Source organism: Aeromonas sp. QDB31 (assembly GCF_027707605.1).
In the GTDB taxonomy this organism is placed as follows: domain Bacteria; phylum Pseudomonadota; class Gammaproteobacteria; order Enterobacterales; family Aeromonadaceae; genus Aeromonas; species Aeromonas media.
Window position 1 is genome coordinate 146,640 of sequence record NZ_JAPCIX010000002.1, and the last position, 17,409, is coordinate 164,048.

Below are 17,409 nucleotides of genomic sequence, written 5' to 3' on the forward strand. Positions count from 1 at the left end.
CCAGCAACAGCAGAGGGGGCCACCGGGCCCCCTCTGTCGACATGAGTCACGGTATTCAGCCGCAGCACTTCTTGAACTTCTTGCCGCTGCCGCAGGGGCAGGGATCGTTGCGCCCCACCCGCAGCGGCGCCGGATCCTGCTCGCCGTCGGTGTAGACCCAGCGCCCCTGGTGGCGCATGAAGCGGGAGCGCTCATGCAGGCAGTGACGTTCTTCGCCCTCCAGAAACCAGGCTTTGAATTCCACCATGCCAGCTTCATCCGTAGGACCGCCCTGGCTGGCGATGATCTCGAGTCCGTCCCATTGGGTGTCGGTCTGGGAGAGCGCCTCTGCGGTCAGAGGGCCCAGATAGTCCGGGTGCCAGCTGTGGACCAGGTACTCCCCCAAGCCCAGCACGAAGGCGCTGTAGCGGGAGCGCATCAGTTGCTCTGTGGTGGTGGCGGCCTGGCCGGCGTGAAGCACGCCGCAGCATTGGGTGAGAGAAAGAGAGGAACCGCAAGGACATTGGCTCATGGGTCAGTTCATCGGGTCGATAATAGAAGGTGGCGGGATTGTAGCGAAAGCGGCCCCCCCTCGGCCAGCATCCCATGCCGATGCAGCAGGAACGGAACATCAAGAATAAACAGCAGAAAGGATTACACAATGACACTAAAGCAGAAGATCCTGTTACTGGGGGCTATCCCCGTGCTGCTGATGGCCCTGGTGGTCAACCTCAGCAACTACCTGGTGGCCAAGAGCGATCTGGAGTCCGATCTGGTGGTGGCGAGGGACAAAGCGGTCAAGGAGCGCAAGGCCCTGCTCAGCAGCTACCTGATGCTCGCCAAGACCGCCATCGAGAAAGAGTATGCTGCGCCGGACAGCCCGGAGGCGCGTGCCCGGGTGAAGGAGCTGCTGCGCCCCTTGCGTTATGGCAGTGACGGCTACTTCTTCGTCTACGACTTCCAGGGCAATACCTTGCTGCTGCCCACCCGCCCCGAGGTGGAGGGCAAGAACCGCTGGCAGGACAAGGATACCAAGGGCACCTTCCTCATTCAGGAGATCGTCAAGGCGGCCCGCGAGGGGGATGGCTACTCGGAGTACTGGACCAACAAGCCCTCCATCGGGCGGGATGCGCCCAAGCTCTCCTTCAACCTGGTGCTCGACAAGTATCAGTGGGTAGTGGGCACCGGCTTCTACATCGATGATATCGACACCGAGCTGGCGGCCCTGCGCAGCGAGCGCGAGGAGAACATGCACGGCTCCTTGCAGGGCAGCGTGCTGCTCATTCTGGTGATCCTGGGGGTGACCCTGGCAGTGACAGTGGTGCTCGGCAACCGGGTCACCCGGCCGCTGGCGGATGCGGTCGCGGCCCTCAATGACATCGCCGACGGGGAGGGGGATCTGACCCGGCGCCTCAAGGTGCAGAGCGAGGACGAGGTGGGCCAGCTGGCCAGCGCCTTCAACCGCTTCGTGGAGCGGATCCAGTCGGTGGTGAGCCAGGTCGGGGAGACCAGCCATCAGCTGCTGGGGGCCGTGGATCGCCTGCACAGCTTAAGCGAGCACGCCGACCGGCAGATGCAGGGCCATGGCCGGGAGACGGATCAGGTGGTCACCGCCGTGACCGAGATGAGCTCCACCGCTCAGGAAGTGGCGGCCAGCGCCTCCAACGCGGCCACCGCCACCAGCGACGCGGCGCGGGAATCCGATGCGGCTCGCGAGGTGGTGGGCAGCGCCATCGGCAGCATCAACCGTCTGGTGGAGGAGGTGCACACCGCCTCCGGGGTCATCGAGCAGCTGGCTCAGGAGACCGGCAAGATAGGGTCCGTGGTGGAGGTGATCCGCGGCATCGCCGATCAGACCAACCTGCTGGCGCTCAATGCCGCCATCGAGGCGGCCCGGGCCGGTGAGCAGGGGCGCGGCTTTGCGGTGGTGGCGGACGAGGTCCGTTCGCTGGCCGGTCGCACCCAGCAGAGCACCAAGGAGATCAATGAGATGCTGCAACGGCTGCAGGGCGGCGTGCGACAGGCGGTGGAGGTGATGCAGGCGAGCGAATCGCGCAGCCAGGAGACGGTGCAGGAGGCGAGCCACATCGCCAGCTCCCTCGACAGCATGGTGACGGCGGTCAGCACCATCAACGACATGAACATCCAGATAGCGACCGCCGCCGAGGAGCAGCACGCGGTCTCCGAGGAGATCAACAAGAACCTGGTGGCCATACAGCAGATCGTCAGCGAGCTGACCGAGGCCGCCGGGGAGTCCAACACCACCACCCGGGCCCTGGCCGGCACGGGTGACAAATTGCGCCAACTCGTCTCCCGCTTCCGTTACTAGTCACATTTTTGCCGTCTGGACGTCATTTCCAGACGGCAAATTTGGGGATCGGCGCAGAATGTGGGAAAATCGCGCCATTCGTTCCTTTCGTTAGCCCCAACCCTATGAATGAGATCGTGAAAGGCAGTATCGATTTGATCCGTCAGCTCAACTACGGCCTGGTCTATGCCGGCCTGGAAGAGCACAAGGAACTGTCCCGTACCGATCTGTCCCGTTTGACCGGCCTCTCACCGGCCAGCATCACCAAGATCACCCGCGAACTGCTCGATGGCGGTCTGGTGGTCACCTGTGGTGAGAGCTCGGTGGGCCGTGGCCGTCGTCAGACCTTGCTTCGCATCAACGAGCGCCGCTTCCAGTTTCTCTCCATGCGTCTCGGCCGCGGCTATGTGGACATGGCCCTGTTCGATCTCGCCGGTCACTCCCTGGCGCGTCATCGCCATCTGTTCAGCGAGACCGAGCGCGGCGACCTGCTGGCCAGCCTGGTGCGGGCCATCGAGGTTTTCTTGCCGAAGAAGGCCCTGCGGCTGGCCTGCATCGCCCTCTGTCTGCCCGGGCAGGTGGAGCGCCACTCCGGCATGGTCAAGCACTTCCCCTTCTATGATCTGCGCAACTGGCCGCTCGGGCCCACCCTGCAGCAGGCCTTCGCGGTGCCCGTGCTGGTGAGCGGCGACGTGCGCACCTGGATCCAGGCCGAGCGGGAGTGGGGCGCCGCCAGGAACTGCGCCGATGCGGTGCTGGTGTTTGTCCACAACGACATAGGTGTGGGCATGGTGGTCAACGGCCAGCTCATCGAGAGCGAGTCGGCCCTGCTCGGGGATCTCAGCCACCTGCAGCTGGAGCCCTATGGCCAGCGCTGTTACTGCGGTGGCTTCGGTTGCGCCTGCACGCTCGTGACTAATCAAGCGCTGGAGGCCCAGTACCGGGACCTGCGCGAGCGGATGCAGGAGCACGATCTGCCGGCGAGCGTCAACATCCGCGAGCTGTGCGAGCTGGCGCTGGCGGGCAACAGCCTGTGCCAGGACATACTGCATCAGGCGGCGGGCCGGCTCTCCCGGGTGCTTGCCAACCTCATCTGCCTGCTCAACCCGGGCAAGCTGCTGCTGGGGGGGGAGATCACCCGGGCCGATCGGCTGCTGTTCCCCATGCTGCATCAGTCCCTGGCGAGCCAGTTGCCGGCGGAATATCTGGTCCGCCTGCAGATCGAGTCCACCCATTTTTACGAAGATCCCACCAAGCCCACCTCGGTGCAGGTGCACAAGGCCCTGCGGGACGGCAGCCTGCTGCTCGACCTGTTGCGAGGTGACAGGGAGGCATGAAGCTGGGGTTGCAAGGACGCATCCTGCTCATGCTCTGCCTGGTCAGCCTGCTGCAACTGGTGCTGCTGAGCGGGGCCAGCTACTACTACGTCTCCGAGCAGCGCTACCGGGAGGTGGGGGATCAGGCCCTCGACGTGGCCCGGCTGGTGGCCCGTGAGCCCGGCGTCATCGCCGGGGTGAAGCGGGCCGATACCGCGCGGCTCAACGTGCTGGTGGAGCGGATGCGCGCCGAGGTCGGCGCCAGCTACATCGTCATCGGTGATGGCGAGGCGCGCCGCCTGGTGCACCCCAATGCGGACAGGATAGGCAAACCCATGATGGGGGATGATCCCGGGCGCGCTCTGCAAGGGGAGTTCTACATCTCTCGCGCCCAGGGCTCCCTCGGGGTCTCGGTGCGCGGCAAGGGGCCCATCCGGGATGAGATGGGCAGGGTCATCGGTGTGGTCTCAGTCGGTTATCTGGTGCGGGACATAGAGGCAGACCTGCAGGGTTTCCTGCGCTTCGGTCTCGCCATGACCCTGCTCATCGTGCTGCTCAACAGCGCCGCCGCAGCCTGGTTGGCCAAGCGCTACAAGCGGGCCCTGCTGGGATTTGAGCCCGAGCAGATAGGGCGCCTCTATGCGGAGCTCGACTGCACCCTGCGCACCGTGCGCGAGGGGATCCTTACCATAGACGAGCAGGGCAGGCTCACCTCCCTCAATCCCAACGGCATCCGGCTGCTGCGCCTCGATGAGCGGGCCGCGCAGGCCGCCATCGGCCAGCCCGTCGGTCAACTGCTGCCGGGTAGCCGCATGCTCTCCATCTTGCAAGAGCAGAGCCCCCAGTTTGACGAGGAGATAGTGCTCAACGGCCAGTCTCTCATCGTCAACCGGCTGCCGCTGGTGCGCGAGGGCAAGCTGATCGGCGCCGTGTCGAGCTTTCGGCGCAAGGACGAGCTGGCCGAGCTCAGTGCCCAGCTCTCCCAGGTGCAGGCCTACAGCGATCTGCTGCGGGTGCAGACCCACGAACACAACAACCAGCTTGGCACCATCGCCGGTCTCATCGAGTTAGGGGCCACCCGAGAGGCGCTCGCCTTCATCGGCCGGGAGGCGGCCACCGAACAGACCCTGCTCAGTTTTTTGATGGGTGCCATCGCCAAGCCCAAGGTGGCGGGTCTGCTGCTTGGCAAGTACCACAGGGCCCACGAGCTGGGACTGGTGTTGGAGGTGGACCCGAATTCCCGCCTGCACGACATCCCCGCCCGGGTCAGCGGCTCCCAGCTGGTGACCCTGCTTGGCAACCTCATTGACAACGCCTTCGAGGCGACCCGCCGCCACGGTGCCCCCTATCAGCCGATCCGGGTCTCTTTGAGCGATCTCGGCCAGGATCTCATCCTGGAGGTGGAGGACGGGGCCGGTGGGGTGGATCCCGCTTTGGCGGACACCTTGTTCGAGCGCGGGGTGAGCAGCAAGGCCGAACCCGGCCACGGCATAGGCCTCGCCCTGGTGCGCAAGACCCTGGATGCCCTGCAGGGGACCATCACCATCGAAGCCACGGCGCAGGGGAGTTGCGTCGTCTGTTACATTCCCAAGGAGGTGTGAGTGATCAAGATCCTGATCGTCGAGGATGATCCGGCCATTGCCGAGATCCACCGTCGCTTCGTGCAGCGGCTGGCGGGGTTCGAGGTGCTGGGGGTGGCGCTCACCCTGTTCGATGCAAGAGAGCAGATAGCAATCCTCAAGCCGGATCTGGTGCTGCTGGATGTGTGGCTGCCGGACGGGGAGGGTTTCTCCCTGCTGCGGGAGCTGCGCCAGTGCGGGGCCCATCTCGACGTCATCCTGCTCACCGCCGCCCGTGAGGCCGCGGCCCTGCAGGAGGCGATGCGCCTCGGGGTGGTGGATTTCATCTTGAAACCCGTGGTGTTCGAGCGACTGCGCGACACCCTCGACAAATACTGCCAGAGCCGCGCCGCCCTGGCGGCTCTGGCGGACATCGATCAACAGGCGGTGGATGCGCTCTTTGGCACCCCGCTGCAGCAGGTGGCGGCGGGCGGCCTGCCGAAAGGAATAGATGCCCTCACCCTGCAAAGGGTGCTGGCAGCCCTCAATCAGCAGGGGGCCAGCGCCGAGGAGATAGGCAGCCGGGTCGGGGTGAGTCGCACCACGGCGCGCCGCTACCTGGAGTTTCTGGTGGGCCAGCAGCTCGCGAGCCCCGAGCTCGAATACGGCACCGTCGGGCGGCCGGAGCGGCGCTACCGCCAGCGTTGAGTGGCCGGTTCCAACCCAAAAAAAGAGCGCCTGTTGGCGCTCTTTTTGTGATGTCTCGGATCAGGTCGGGTCGGATTGCAGGGTTGCCACCGGCGTACGACGGGCCTGCCACCACTGCCAGAGCGGCAACAGCAGCATCACCAGGGTGACCAGGGTGAAACCCAGTGTGATGGGGCGCTCCCACAGGAAGCTCAGGGAGCCGTCGTTGATCACCAGGGCCCGGCGCAGGTTGTCTTCCAGCATGCCCCCCAGGATGAAGCCGAGCAGCATGGGGGCCATGGGGAAGTCCAGCAGGCGCAGCCCTATGGCCACCAGGGCCACCAGCACCATCACATAGATGTCCATGGTGTTGAAGGAGACCAGATAGACCCCGATGAGCGAAAACAGCAGCACCATGGGGATGAGCACGGGGCGAGGTACCTGCAGTACCTTGGCCAGGTAGGGAATGAGCGGCAGGTTGAGGATCAAGAGCACCACGTTGCCCAGATACATGGAGATGATCACCGACCAGAATACATCCGGGTGCTCCATGAAGAGGCGCGGGCCGGGCTGGATGCCATAGGCGATGAGGGCCCCCAGCATCAGGGCCGTGGTACCTGAACCCGGGATCCCCAGGGTCAGCAACGGCACGAAGGCCCCGCTGGAGGCGGCGTTGTTGGCCGCTTCCGGCGCGGCTATGCCGGTCAGGCTGCCCTTGCCAAACTCGTCCCGCTTGCCCTTGCGGGCGAAGTTGCGCTCGGCCCCATAGGCCATGAAGGAGGCGATGGTGGCACCGGCCCCCGGCAGTACGCCGATGAGGAAACCCAGCACAGAGGAGCGGGCGATGGGGGGCGCTATCTCCTTCACCTCGTCCCGGCTCAGCTTGAGGGAGCCGAGCTGTTGCATCTTGCTCGCCTCCTCCTTGCTGGTGTCTTTGCCCGGGCGCAGCACCGTCATCAGGATCTCCGCGAGGGCGAAGGTGGCCATAGCCAGCAGCAGGAAGGAGAAGCCATCGCGCAAGTCCGGCAGACCGAAGGTGAATCTGTCCACCCCGACGCTGCGATCGATGCCGACGGTGGAGATCATGATGCCAAACAGCGCCATGATCAGTGCCTTTAGCACCTGGCCCTTGCCGGCGAAGGCCGCCACCGCAGAGAGCCCGAGCACCATGAGGGCGAAGTAGTCCGCCGACTGGAAGGCGAGGGAGACTTTGGCGAGCAGCGGCGCCGCCACCATCAGGAAGATGGCCGACAGGGTGCCACCGACGAAGGAGGCGTAGGCGGCGATGGCCAGTGCCTTGCCTGCATACCCCTTGCAGGCCAGCGGATAGCCGTCGATGGCGGTGATCATGCTGGCGGAGCAGCCCGGGGTGTTGATCAGGATGGAGGCGGTGGAGCCGCCGAACATGGAGCCGTAATAGACCCCGGCCATCAGGATGATGCCGGAGGCCGGATCCAGCCCGTAGGTGATGGGGATCATCAGGGCGATGGCGGTGACCGGCCCCAGCCCTGGCAGCATGCCGATGAAGGTGCCGACGAAGCAGCCGACCACCACCATGAAGAGGTTGATGGGCATCATGGCGGTGCCGAGCCCTTGCAGGATTCCGTCTAACATGGGTTCTCCTTATCCCAGCAACTGGGTGAACAGCCGACCCGGCTCGAGGTAGACATTGAGCCCCTTGGTGAGCAGGGCCCAGAAAATGAGGGTGAAAGGGATGCTCACCTTGCAGGCAAAGGCGAGGCTCTGTTCGCCCATCAGCAGGATCCCCCCGATCAGGAACAAGATGGTGGCGACGAGGAAGCCGAGCCAGCCGAGGGCGAGGCCGTAGACCAGCATCAGCCCCAGCAGGGCGAATACCAGCCGCCAGTTGCCGGACTCCTTGCCCAGTGGTTCTCCCCCCGCTGAGCAGATCAGCAACAGGGAGAGCAGGACCCCGGCTCCGGCCAGGGCATAGGGCAGGGTGCTGGCGGTAAAGGGTTCATATTCGTCCCCCGGGTAGCCGGGGATCTGGGTGGCGTGATAGCCGTAGGCGAGGGAGAGCAGCAAAAACAGCAGCCCCCCGAACCGTTCCTTGGTCAGTCGCATGATGACTCCGATGGGCGGGCCTGGCCCGCCACAGGCTGAGGGTTACTTGATGAAGCCGAGCTCGCGCATCAGGCCGCCAATTTGTTGCTCCTGGCTGTTGAGAAAAGCCGTGAACTCGGGGCCGGATTGATACTGGTTGATCCAGCTATTGCGCGCCCGCACCGCTTCCCACTCCGGTTTGTCGTACATCTGCTTGAGCAGGGCGGCGAACTCGGCGGATTTCTCCGGGCTGATGCCGGGGGAGGCGAAGTAGCCGCGCCAGTTGGCAAACACCGTGGGGTTGCCCTGCTCGGAGAAGGTGGGTACCTGGCTGGCATCCGGCATGCGCTCGGGGGCGGTGACGCCGAGGATCCGCATCTGACCGGACTTGACCGCCTCCATCGCCTCGCCAAAGCCGGTGGAGAGCACCTGGGTTTCCCCCGCCAGTACCGCCGCCATGGCGCTGCCACCGGCGTCATAGGCCACGTAGCGCAGCTTGCCGGCATCGGCCCCCGCATTCTTGAAGGTCATGGCGGCCACCAGGTGATCCAGACTGCCACGGGCGGAGCCACCGGCAATCTTCACCTTGGCTGGGTTCGCCTCATAGGCGGCCAGCAACTGGGCCCAGTTCTGATAGGGGGAGTCCAGCGGTACCGCCAGCGCCTGATAGTCGGCGATGATGGCGGCCACCGGGGTAAGATCCCGGAAGGATTGCGGCAGTTCCTTGGAGAGGGATTTGACGATGATGGGGGTGGAGTTGACCATCAGGGTCTCGTCGGACTGGGCCGAGGTTTCGATCAGATGGGCGATGGCCTTGGCACCGCTACCGGCCGAGATGTTCTGGTAGGAGGCGGTGGTGATGAGGCCGGACTTGGTCAGTGCCTCGCCGGTGCCACGGGCCGTGTTGTCCCAGCCGCCGCCGGCGCCACCCGGGATCAGGAAGTGGACTTCGTCTATCTTGGCCTGGACGCCGAGGCTGGCGCCCAGCAGGCAGCAGAGCAGAGTGTGCTTGAAGGTTCCTTGCAACATGATGTTCTCCTTGTGATTGTTGCAAAGAGGTTAATTAATGGTGTGTGGTTGGAAAACAATCTGGCCGTAATGGCTATTAAGGCTGTTGTGCCCATTCTGTTCATTCTGGTCATGGGGAGGGAGGGAACCCGCCGCCAAGAGGGAGGGGTGCTGAACTAGACGCGGGGCTCGCCTCTGGTGAAGAGAGGGGCCCCGCCCGTGGTTGGTGCTGGCCTGAGTCGCTTATGATTTCTTTGCCGCCGAGACCTTCTCTTGCTGCTGGAGGGCTTCGCTGGCCTTCTGTCTCAGTTGCATCTGTTCCATCACCAGCTTGTAGGCGATGTAGTACTTGTAGATATTGCCCACATAGGTGACTGTCTCGGGGCCAATTTTCTCCGCCGCCACGTATTCGACATTGTGGAACCAGACGTTGGGATCCATGCCCCGTTTCTTGGTCTCGGCTCTCAGTCTGGCGACCCGGGCGGGGCCGGCGTTGTAGGACGCGAAGGAGAAGAGGGCCTTGTCGAGGGCGGTCATGGGCTCGTCGGCATAATAGTGATCGATCATCCAGCGCATGTATTTGGCGCCCCCGTGGATGTTGGGCTCGAGTTGGCGAATGTCGCCCACCTTCAGCCCCTTGCCGGTGGCGGGCATGATCTGCATGATGCCGATGGCGCCGACATGACTGCGCGCCTTCTGGTTCAGGGCCGACTCCTGATAACCCTGAGCCGCCATCAACAGCCAGTCCACGTCATAGCGGTCGCCATACTCGCGAAACAGCTCCACTACCTGCAGGAACTTCTTGCGTTCGGCGGCGGCGTCAGCGCTCTTGACGAACTTGTTCTGCTTGAGATAGCGGGCCAGGATCTCTTCCCCCGTTGCCTTGCCCCGTATCGCCTTGATCTGCTGATTGAGCATGGCGAGCAGCTTGGGACTCTCCTTGCGCACTGCCCAGGCGATGACGCCCCCTTCCCGGAACACCGGGGTCTCATGGATGGTTATCTTGGGGAAGATCTTCTGCCAGAAGCGGGCCTTGTGTTCATCCATGACGATGAAGGGCAGCAGACCCGCATTGACCATCTCCACCAGATCTTCATCTTCGAGCACCTCCGAGGCTGGCTGGATGTCGATGAGGGGCTCTCCCGCCTCCTTGCGAGCCTGGTTATAGGCCATCAGGCTCTCGAAATAGCTGGAAGAGGGTCGTACGAAGATGGTTTTGCCCCCCAGATCGGCGGCGCTCTCCACCTTGGGAGAGTGGGGACCGGAGATCAGCAGTTCGCGCACGTTTTCAAGCAAAGGGTCGGTGAACTCCACCCCCTGTTGCTTGCGCTTGTCCGTGATGGTGAGGTTGGCGGCGGCGATATCGCCCTTGCCTTCGATGAGGGAGGCCAGCAGGGCTTCCCGGGCCACGGGAATGAAGACGATATGAACCTTGAGGTGGCGCTTGATGGCCTTGTCCTTGCGCAACTGCTCGTTGAGGCGTTTCTCCACCTGGATAAAGGCATCATAGGTGACGCCCCGCTGCACCCCCTTGTGGATGAAGTAACCGGTCTTGTTGTAGGTGGTCAGCACCCGAATGGTGCGCCTCTCCAGCATGGCGTCGAAATCCCCCAGCATGGGTTTGGCGAGCTCAGCGCTGTCAAAAGCCAGGGCGCTGCGCTCCTCTTCTTCCTCGACGGTGGCCTTTTTCTCTGGCTCGGCGCTCCAGACCGGTGCCAGAGAACAAAGCACCCAGACCATGACAATCCATAGGCGTTTCATGATGTTCACCTCACTCGTTTTACTGAGTGTAAGTGGGGCGCAAGGGACGCTTTAGCTCTTTGAGTTTCAACGGAGCCAGCCGATAGCACGATTGTTACTATCCAGAGGCACGTGTCATTTGAGGGTGAAAGGACGGTCAGCCCTGTAATGGAAGAGGGAGCCCTCGGGCTCCCTCTGTGAGGATTGCATCGGTCTTATGAGTGGCTAGAACCAGAAGCCGATGATGAAGGAGCCTGCCAGAGTCAGCATCACGTTGGCCACCGCATAGGTGCCGGCGTAGCCGAGCGCCGGAATCGAGCTGTTGGCGGCCTCGTTGACCACATCCATCGCCGGGGCGCAGGTACGGGCACCCGTGATGGCCCCGAGCAGCAGGGCTGGGTTCATTTTGAGCACCCAGACCCCGAACAGATAGCCCACCAGCACCGGCAAGGTGGTCACCAGCATGCCGGAGAAGAGCACCACCATCCCCACCTCGCTCAGGTGGTCGAGGATGCCGCCACCGGCTTTGAGGCCCGTGCTCACCATGAAGACGGCGAGGCCGAGATCCTTGGCCAGGCGCAGCGCGCCCGGCGGCACATAGCCGACGGTGGGGTGGTTGGCCCTCAGGTAACCCATCAGTATCCCTGCCAGCAAGAGGCCGACGGCGTTGCCGAGGCCGAACTCTATCTGGCCGAACACCAGGGAGACGGAACCGATGAGCAGACCGAGCACGAAGAAGGTGGTGAAGGCCACCAAATCTGTGGTCTGACTGTGGATGCTGATGAAGCCGATCTTGTTGGCCAGCAGCTTGACTCTCTGCTTCTCGCCGCTGATCTGCAGCACGTCGCCTTTTTGCAACATGATGTTGCGATCGAACGGCATCTCGATCTGGGAGCGCACCACACGGTTGAGGAAGCAGCCTTTCTCGGTCAGGTTGAGCTCCACCAGATGGCGGCCCACCACGGCGTCGTTCTTCACCACTATCTCTTCGGTGACGATCTGCAGGTCGAGCAGGTTGCGGTCAAACACCTCCTTGCCGTTGCGGTAGTTGACGTCGAGCTTCTCGTGGCTCTCCGGATAGCCGACCAGGGCGATCTCGTCCCCCTCCTGGATGACGGCGTCGCCGTCCGGGCTCGCCAGAATGCCGTTGCGGCGGATCCGCTCCACGTAACAACCGGTGTGGGGGTAGATGCCGGTTTCGCGCAGGGTGCGACCGCCGATCCAGGCGGCGAGCTCCGGACCGACGCGATAGGCGCGAATGATGGGCAGATAGGTCTTGCGGCTCTCGCTGTCGGAGAGTCCCCGCTCGCGGGCTATCTTTTGCGCCTCTGTATTGAGATCGAGCCGCGCCATTGAGGGGAGATAGCGCACCACCAGCATCAACCCCACCAGGCCCACCAGGTAGGTCAGGGCGTAGCCTATCCCCATGTTGTCGAGCACGGGTTGCATGTCGGTGCCGTGGGGCAGATTGAGCAGGCCGCTGCGCAGGGCATCCTGGGCCCCCACCAGTGCCGGGGTCGAAGTCAGCGACCCCGCCAGTATCCCCGCCGCCATGCCGGGTCCCAGGTTGAAGAACTTGGCCAGTCCCACTGTCAGCAGCAAGGCGGTCAGCAGGATCACCAGGGTCAGGGTGATGTAGTGGATGCCGTCGCGCAGGAAGACGCTGAAGAAGTGAGGGCCCGCCTCGATCCCCACACAGAAAATGAACAGCATGAAGCCGACGTTCTCGGTGGAGGTGGAGAACTGGAACCCCATCTGGCCAAACAGCAGGGCGGTGAACAGCACCCCTATGGTGTTGCCAATCTGGAAGTTGCCGATGCGTACCTTGCCCAGCAGCAGGCCGAAGGCCAGCACCACGAACAGCAGCAGAGAGTCGCTTTGATGTAGCAGTGTCACGAAATCTATGGTCATGCCCGGAAAAACCGAGGAAAAAAGTGGGGCAGATATTGTGCCGGATCCCTCACCAAGAAAGAAGCGCGAAAGCGGATTAACAGCCAGTTAAGTGCTGGTCTCTCCGGGGCGGGGAGCGATGCGCGGGCGACTTGGGGAAAATACCTCTATTTTGCGCTGCTTTTCCCGCTGTCAATGAGTGATTTCTGCTGTCGGCGGGGGAGGGCGTGACAGCCCTGTGGACAATTTATTACCTGCTGCGCAGGAGGCGATTGAGCATGATTTTCAGCATTTTTGACTGGGGTGGTTATAGGGATGCAAAGGAATCCTTTTTTCCGTTCGGTTGAGGCTGACCCATGGCACGGGGCATGGCGAAAAAAAAGCGGGAGAAAGAGGATGTCTCGCCCCCGCCCGACCCATTTAGGGGGGAGGGCAAAAACAGGAGAAAATGGGGGGTGAGGAGTTTTACCTTGCCAAAGCGGAGACAATTGCTGCCAACCTAGGCCTGCATTGGGTTTGGCACACTTACCCACAGAAACTGTGGATAACCCTGTTCATGAAACTTGGTGATCAGCCTGCAAGCCGCGCCAATACTGGGGTGCAAGCGCTGTTCAAAAAATACCGGCAAAAAAATGTTTCTATAAAAATCAAATAGTTATACGCAGCAGAACAAAACGCTGCTGGTCAGGAACCGGGGATCAAAGGGGGAGTGCGCCGCGAGGGACGGCTTGTGCATTAAAATTGGCAGAGGAAAGCACTAAAGTGGATAACTTGCACCGAGATGGTGAGGAATTGGCTCCCCCGACTGGACTTGAACCAGTGACATACGGATTAACAGTCCGCCGTTCTACCGACTGAACTACGGGGGAACATCAGGCAAGGAGGAGCATCATACAGAGGTCGCATTTCGGGGTCAATAGCCGTCAGGGCAGGAGAGCGGATACCCAGGCCTGCCAACTCGGGGTACACTGCTCTCTTGCCGTTTTTTGTCGGGAGTCGTCATGAATAAGCCTTTCAAGCTGGCCAGCCAGTTTCAACCCGCGGGGGATCAGCCTGCGGCCATCGCCCGCCTGCTCGATGGCATCGAGTCCGGCCTCGCTCACCAGACTCTGCTCGGGGTGACCGGGTCGGGCAAGACCTTCACCATGGCCAACGTTATCGCCACCCTGAATCGCCCGACCATGATACTGGCTCCCAACAAGACCCTGGCCGCCCAGCTCTATGGGGAGATGAAGGAGTTCTTCCCCGAGAACTCGGTGGAGTACTTCGTCTCCTATTACGACTACTACCAGCCGGAAGCCTATGTGCCGACCACGGACACCTTCATCGAGAAGGATGCCTCCATCAACGATCACATCGAGCAGATGCGGTTGTCAGCCACCAAGGCGCTGCTGGAGCGGCGCGACGTGGTGATTGTCGCCTCGGTATCGGCCATCTACGGTCTGGGGGACCCTCAGGCCTACCTCAGCATGATGCTGCACCTGAAGGTGGGGGATGTGATCAACCAGCGGGATATCCTGCGCCGCCTCGCCGAGCTGCAATACACCCGCAACGACATGGCCTTCCAGCGCGGCACCTTCCGGGTGCGGGGGGAGGTGATCGACATCTATCCGGCGGAGTCGGACAAGCTGGCACTGCGGGTGGAGCTGTTTGACGAGGAGGTGGAGCGGCTCTCCCAGTTCGATCCCCTGACCGGTGCCATCGAGCAGACCGTGGTGCGCTACACCATCTACCCCAAGACCCACTACGCCACGCCGCGCGAGACCATTCTGGGTGCCATCGATCACATCAAGGAAGAGCTCAAGGGACGCCGCGAGCAGTTGCTCTCCCTCAACAAGCTGGTGGAGGAGCAGCGCATCAGCCAGCGCACCCAGTTCGACATCGAGATGATGCAGGAGCTGGGGTACTGCTCCGGTATCGAGAACTACAGCCGCTATCTGTCGGGGCGTGCCCCCGGCGAGCCGCCGCCCACCCTGTTTGACTACCTGCCGGGGGATGGTCTGCTCATCATCGACGAGTCCCACGTTACTGTGCCGCAGATAGGCGCCATGTTCAAAGGGGATAGATCCCGCAAGGAGACCCTGGTGGAGTACGGCTTCCGGCTCCCCTCGGCGCTGGACAACAGACCGTTGAAGTTTGACGAGTTCGAGGCCCTGATGCCCCAGACAGTGTTCGTCTCGGCGACCCCCGGCCCCTACGAGCTGGAGAAGTCCGGCGGCGACGTGGTGCAACAGGTGGTGCGTCCCACCGGCCTGCTGGATCCCGAAATCGAGGTGCGCCCCGTCACCACCCAGGTGGACGATCTGCTCTCCGAGATCCGGCTACGGGTGGCGGTGGAGGAGCGGGTGCTGGTCACCACCCTCACCAAGCGGATGGCGGAAGACTTGACCGAATACCTGGCGGATCACGACGTGCGGGTGCGTTACCTGCATTCGGACATCGACACAGTGGAGCGGGTGGAGATCATCCGTGATCTGCGCCTCGGCAAGTTCGACGTGCTGGTGGGCATCAACCTGCTGCGAGAAGGGCTCGACATGCCGGAGGTCTCCCTGGTGGCCATCCTGGATGCGGACAAGGAGGGCTTCCTGCGCTCCACCCGTTCCCTCATTCAGACCATAGGCCGCGCGGCACGCAACCTCAACGGCAAGGTGATCCTCTACGGCGACACCATCACCAACTCCATGAAGGTGGCCATCGAGGAGACCGAACGGCGCCGTGCCCTGCAGCATGCCCACAACCTTGAACACGGCATCACGCCTATGGGCCTCAACAAGTCGGTGGGGGACATGATGGACATGGGTGGCAGCCGCACCGCTGGCAAACCCGGCAGAGGCAGTCGCAAGGCGGCCGAGCCGCAAGGGGAGTACCATGCCCGCTCCGCCAGCGAGATCGCCAAAGAGATCAAGCGGATGGAAGAGCAGATGTTCCAGCATGCCCGGGATCTGGAGTTCGAGCAGGCCGCGGCCATGCGGGATCAGATCCAGCGGTTGCGCGGCGAGTTGATCGAGTCATGAGTGGCAAGCGTTGGTTGATCTGGCGGCGCCTGCGCCGCCTCTATGCCGGTTTTCGCCACCCGGACACCCCCTGGTGGGCCAAGGGACTGGTGATCCTCATCCTCGTCTATGGCATCAGCCCGGTGGATCTCATTCCGGATCTGGTGCCCTTCGTGGGTTGGCTAGACGACGTCAGCCTGCTGCTGTTGCTGCTCTGGGGGTGGGAGTCCTGCCTGCCCGCAACGGTCAGGCAGGGGCTGGATACCCTGGAATGAAGGGCGAAGCGATACCGCAGATTGTCGGTTGCAAGGCATTGGCGTAGACTCCACGCCGTTCACTTCATGGGTATGAGAAAATGGATCTGATCCTGTTTGCAATCGACTTTATTCTGCACGTTGACGTGCACCTGAAAGAGCTGTTCGAGCACTATGGCATCTGGGTTTACGCCATCCTGTTCCTCATCATCTTCTGTGAGACCGGCCTGGTGGTGACCCCCTTCCTGCCCGGCGACTCCCTGCTGTTTGCCGCAGGCGCCCTCACCGTGGGCAGCGTGCTGGATGTGCATACCCTGGCGGGGGTGCTGATCATCGCAGCCGTGCTCGGCAACGTGGTGAACTACACCATAGGCCACTTCTTCGGGGATCAACTGTTCCGCAATCCCGATTCGAAGATCTTCCGTCGCGACTATCTGGTCAAGACCCACGCCTTCTATGCCAAGCACGGCGGCAAGACCATCATCATCACCCGTTTCCTGCCCATAGTGCGTACCTTTGCCCCCTTCGTGGCGGGCATGGGAGCCATGACCTACCCGCGCTTCTTGGCGTTCAACCTGATTGGCGGCTTGCTGTGGGTATTGTCGTTCGTCTATGCGGGCCACTTCTTCGGCAACCTGCCGGTGGTGCGTCACAACTTCACTCTGCTCATCTTCGGCATCATTGCCATCTCGCTGCTGCCCATGGTCGTTGGCATGGTGAAGGCCAGGATGAGCACTGCCAAGGCAGGATGAAGGTGTGTTAAAGAAGGTCGCGTGCTGCAGAGTCTGCGATCACAAGAAAGGGGAGCCATTATGGCTCCCCTTTTCGTTATCCGAGTTTGTCTCTGTCTGAACCCGGCATTGCTGGTTTGACTGCGACAACGGTACTCAAACCGCGACCACTACAAACATCAGCAGGCGGCGACGCTGGTCACCAACCCGATGAAGAGATCATGGAGGCGCGGGAGCAGGGGTTGGGCAAGGACTGGGTGCAGCTGATCGGGCATCAGATGAAAAGGGAGCCGATGGCTCCCTTTTTGATGCGTCTTATATGGCATTGTCAGCGTCAGCGTCAGTTGCAGCAGCGGCCCTTGACCAGGTTGCCGATGGCGACCACGACGAACACCAGCAGGTAGGCGGCGAAGATGAGTACCAGCCACTGCGGCATGGAGAAACTCAGGAACTGCCAGCTGATCTCGCTGCAATCGCCGTCCGGGAAGAAGAGCCAGGGCACCCACTGATCGAGGGGCGCCCAGCTTGGGAAGTCGACAAAGCCTTCGCACACATTGAAGGGGGAGGGGTTCACCTGGTAATCCACATGCTTGAGCGCCAGTTTCAGGCCCCAGAAGGCACTGTAGCCCCACAGCAGCATGGCGCTCCAACGGAGATACCACTTCTCTGGCGCCACCATGCCGAGCAGGCCGGCAGCGAACACCCCGAGGATGGCGATCCGCTCATAGATGCACATCACGCAAGGGTGCAGACCCAGCACGTGCTGAAAGAAGAGGGCACACAGCTCGAAGCAGAGAGCCGACGCGGCCAACGAGCCCCAGGCCAGACGATGGCTGGCAATACGGCGAAGAAACTCGATCATCTGATTGATCTCACAGAG

15 protein-coding genes and 1 tRNA gene are annotated in these 17,409 nt (G+C 62.4%); 8 read left to right on the forward strand and 8 right to left on the reverse strand.

The window, feature by feature from the left end; translation table 11 throughout:
* Positions 1-55: 55 nt before the first annotated feature.
* Positions 56-511, reverse strand: a complete 456-nt coding sequence (locus PG898_RS02650; RefSeq protein ID WP_270823482.1) for a YchJ family protein — start codon at positions 509-511, stop codon at positions 56-58.
* Between the two features lie 129 nt (positions 512-640).
* On the opposite strand from PG898_RS02650, the gene PG898_RS02655 reads away from it, so the two are divergent.
* From PG898_RS02655 to PG898_RS02670, 4 genes are all read left to right on the forward strand, one after another.
* Positions 641-2,308 carry a methyl-accepting chemotaxis protein gene (locus tag PG898_RS02655; protein ID WP_270823483.1) on the forward strand — a complete coding sequence of 556 codons (1,668 nt, stop codon included), beginning with the start codon at positions 641-643 and terminating at the stop codon, positions 2,306-2,308.
* Positions 2,309-2,412: 104 nt separating this feature from the next.
* Positions 2,413-3,624, forward strand: coding sequence for an ROK family protein (locus tag PG898_RS02660; RefSeq protein WP_218409883.1), 1,212 nt, complete (start codon positions 2,413-2,415; stop codon positions 3,622-3,624).
* Positions 3,621-5,204 carry an ATP-binding protein gene (locus PG898_RS02665; protein ID WP_270823485.1) on the forward strand — a complete coding sequence of 528 codons (1,584 nt, stop codon included), beginning with the start codon at positions 3,621-3,623 and terminating at the stop codon, positions 5,202-5,204. Before PG898_RS02660 ends, PG898_RS02665 begins: the two co-directional genes overlap by 4 nt.
* Complete coding sequence (locus PG898_RS02670; RefSeq protein WP_043129832.1) at positions 5,205-5,870, forward strand: response regulator; 666 nt, start codon at positions 5,205-5,207, stop codon at positions 5,868-5,870.
* Between the two features lie 60 nt (positions 5,871-5,930).
* On the opposite strand, the gene PG898_RS02675 is transcribed toward PG898_RS02670, so the two are convergent.
* The 5 genes from PG898_RS02675 to PG898_RS02695 form a co-directional block, all read right to left on the reverse strand.
* The gene (locus PG898_RS02675) at positions 5,931-7,463 is read right to left on the reverse strand and encodes a tripartite tricarboxylate transporter permease (protein ID WP_043129833.1); all 1,533 of its coding nucleotides are present in this window, start codon (positions 7,461-7,463) and stop codon (positions 5,931-5,933) included.
* A 9-nt stretch (positions 7,464-7,472) separates the two neighbouring features.
* Positions 7,473-7,934 carry a tripartite tricarboxylate transporter TctB family protein gene (locus tag PG898_RS02680; RefSeq protein WP_042649899.1) on the reverse strand — a complete coding sequence of 154 codons (462 nt, stop codon included), beginning with the start codon at positions 7,932-7,934 and terminating at the stop codon, positions 7,473-7,475.
* Positions 7,935-7,976: 42 nt separating this feature from the next.
* Positions 7,977-8,942 carry a tripartite tricarboxylate transporter substrate binding protein gene (locus PG898_RS02685; RefSeq protein ID WP_270823489.1) on the reverse strand — a complete coding sequence of 322 codons (966 nt, stop codon included), beginning with the start codon at positions 8,940-8,942 and terminating at the stop codon, positions 7,977-7,979.
* A 222-nt stretch (positions 8,943-9,164) separates the two neighbouring features.
* A complete protein-coding gene (locus PG898_RS02690; RefSeq protein WP_270823490.1) occupies positions 9,165-10,682 on the reverse strand; it encodes a lytic transglycosylase F in 1,518 nt (505 codons plus the stop codon).
* 204 nt (positions 10,683-10,886) lie between these two features.
* Positions 10,887-12,572, reverse strand: coding sequence for an aspartate:alanine antiporter (locus tag PG898_RS02695; protein ID WP_005327876.1), 1,686 nt, complete (start codon positions 12,570-12,572; stop codon positions 10,887-10,889).
* 427 nt (positions 12,573-12,999) lie between these two features.
* Here PG898_RS02695 and PG898_RS02700 point away from each other — a divergent pair, with 427 nt between their 5' ends.
* Positions 13,000-13,206: a hypothetical protein gene (locus tag PG898_RS02700; protein ID WP_005327874.1), complete on the forward strand. Its 207-nt coding sequence runs from the start codon at positions 13,000-13,002 to the stop codon at positions 13,204-13,206.
* 138 nt (positions 13,207-13,344) lie between these two features.
* Here PG898_RS02700 and PG898_RS02705 read toward each other — a convergent pair.
* Positions 13,345-13,420 (reverse strand) — tRNA-Asn (locus tag PG898_RS02705).
* A gap of 132 nt (positions 13,421-13,552) precedes the next feature.
* Here PG898_RS02705 and uvrB point away from each other — a divergent pair.
* The 3 genes from uvrB (at position 13,553) to PG898_RS02720 (ending at position 16,550) form a co-directional block, all read left to right on the forward strand.
* The gene (gene uvrB, locus PG898_RS02710; protein WP_171273767.1) at positions 13,553-15,565 is read left to right on the forward strand and encodes an excinuclease ABC subunit UvrB; all 2,013 of its coding nucleotides are present in this window, start codon (positions 13,553-13,555) and stop codon (positions 15,563-15,565) included.
* Positions 15,562-15,819 carry a YkvA family protein gene (locus PG898_RS02715; protein WP_043129838.1) on the forward strand — a complete coding sequence of 86 codons (258 nt, stop codon included), beginning with the start codon at positions 15,562-15,564 and terminating at the stop codon, positions 15,817-15,819. Before uvrB ends, PG898_RS02715 begins: the two co-directional genes overlap by 4 nt.
* 80 nt (positions 15,820-15,899) lie before the next feature.
* On the forward strand, positions 15,900-16,550 hold the full coding sequence (locus tag PG898_RS02720) for a DedA family protein (RefSeq protein WP_171273768.1): 651 nt from the start codon (positions 15,900-15,902) through the stop codon (positions 16,548-16,550).
* A gap of 319 nt (positions 16,551-16,869) precedes the next feature.
* Here the strand turns inward: PG898_RS02720 and dsbB are convergent, their stop codons facing one another.
* Entirely contained in the window at positions 16,870-17,391 is a 522-nt protein-coding gene (gene dsbB, locus PG898_RS02725) for a disulfide bond formation protein DsbB (protein WP_270823493.1), read from the reverse strand.
* Positions 17,392-17,409: the final 18 nt, after the last annotated feature.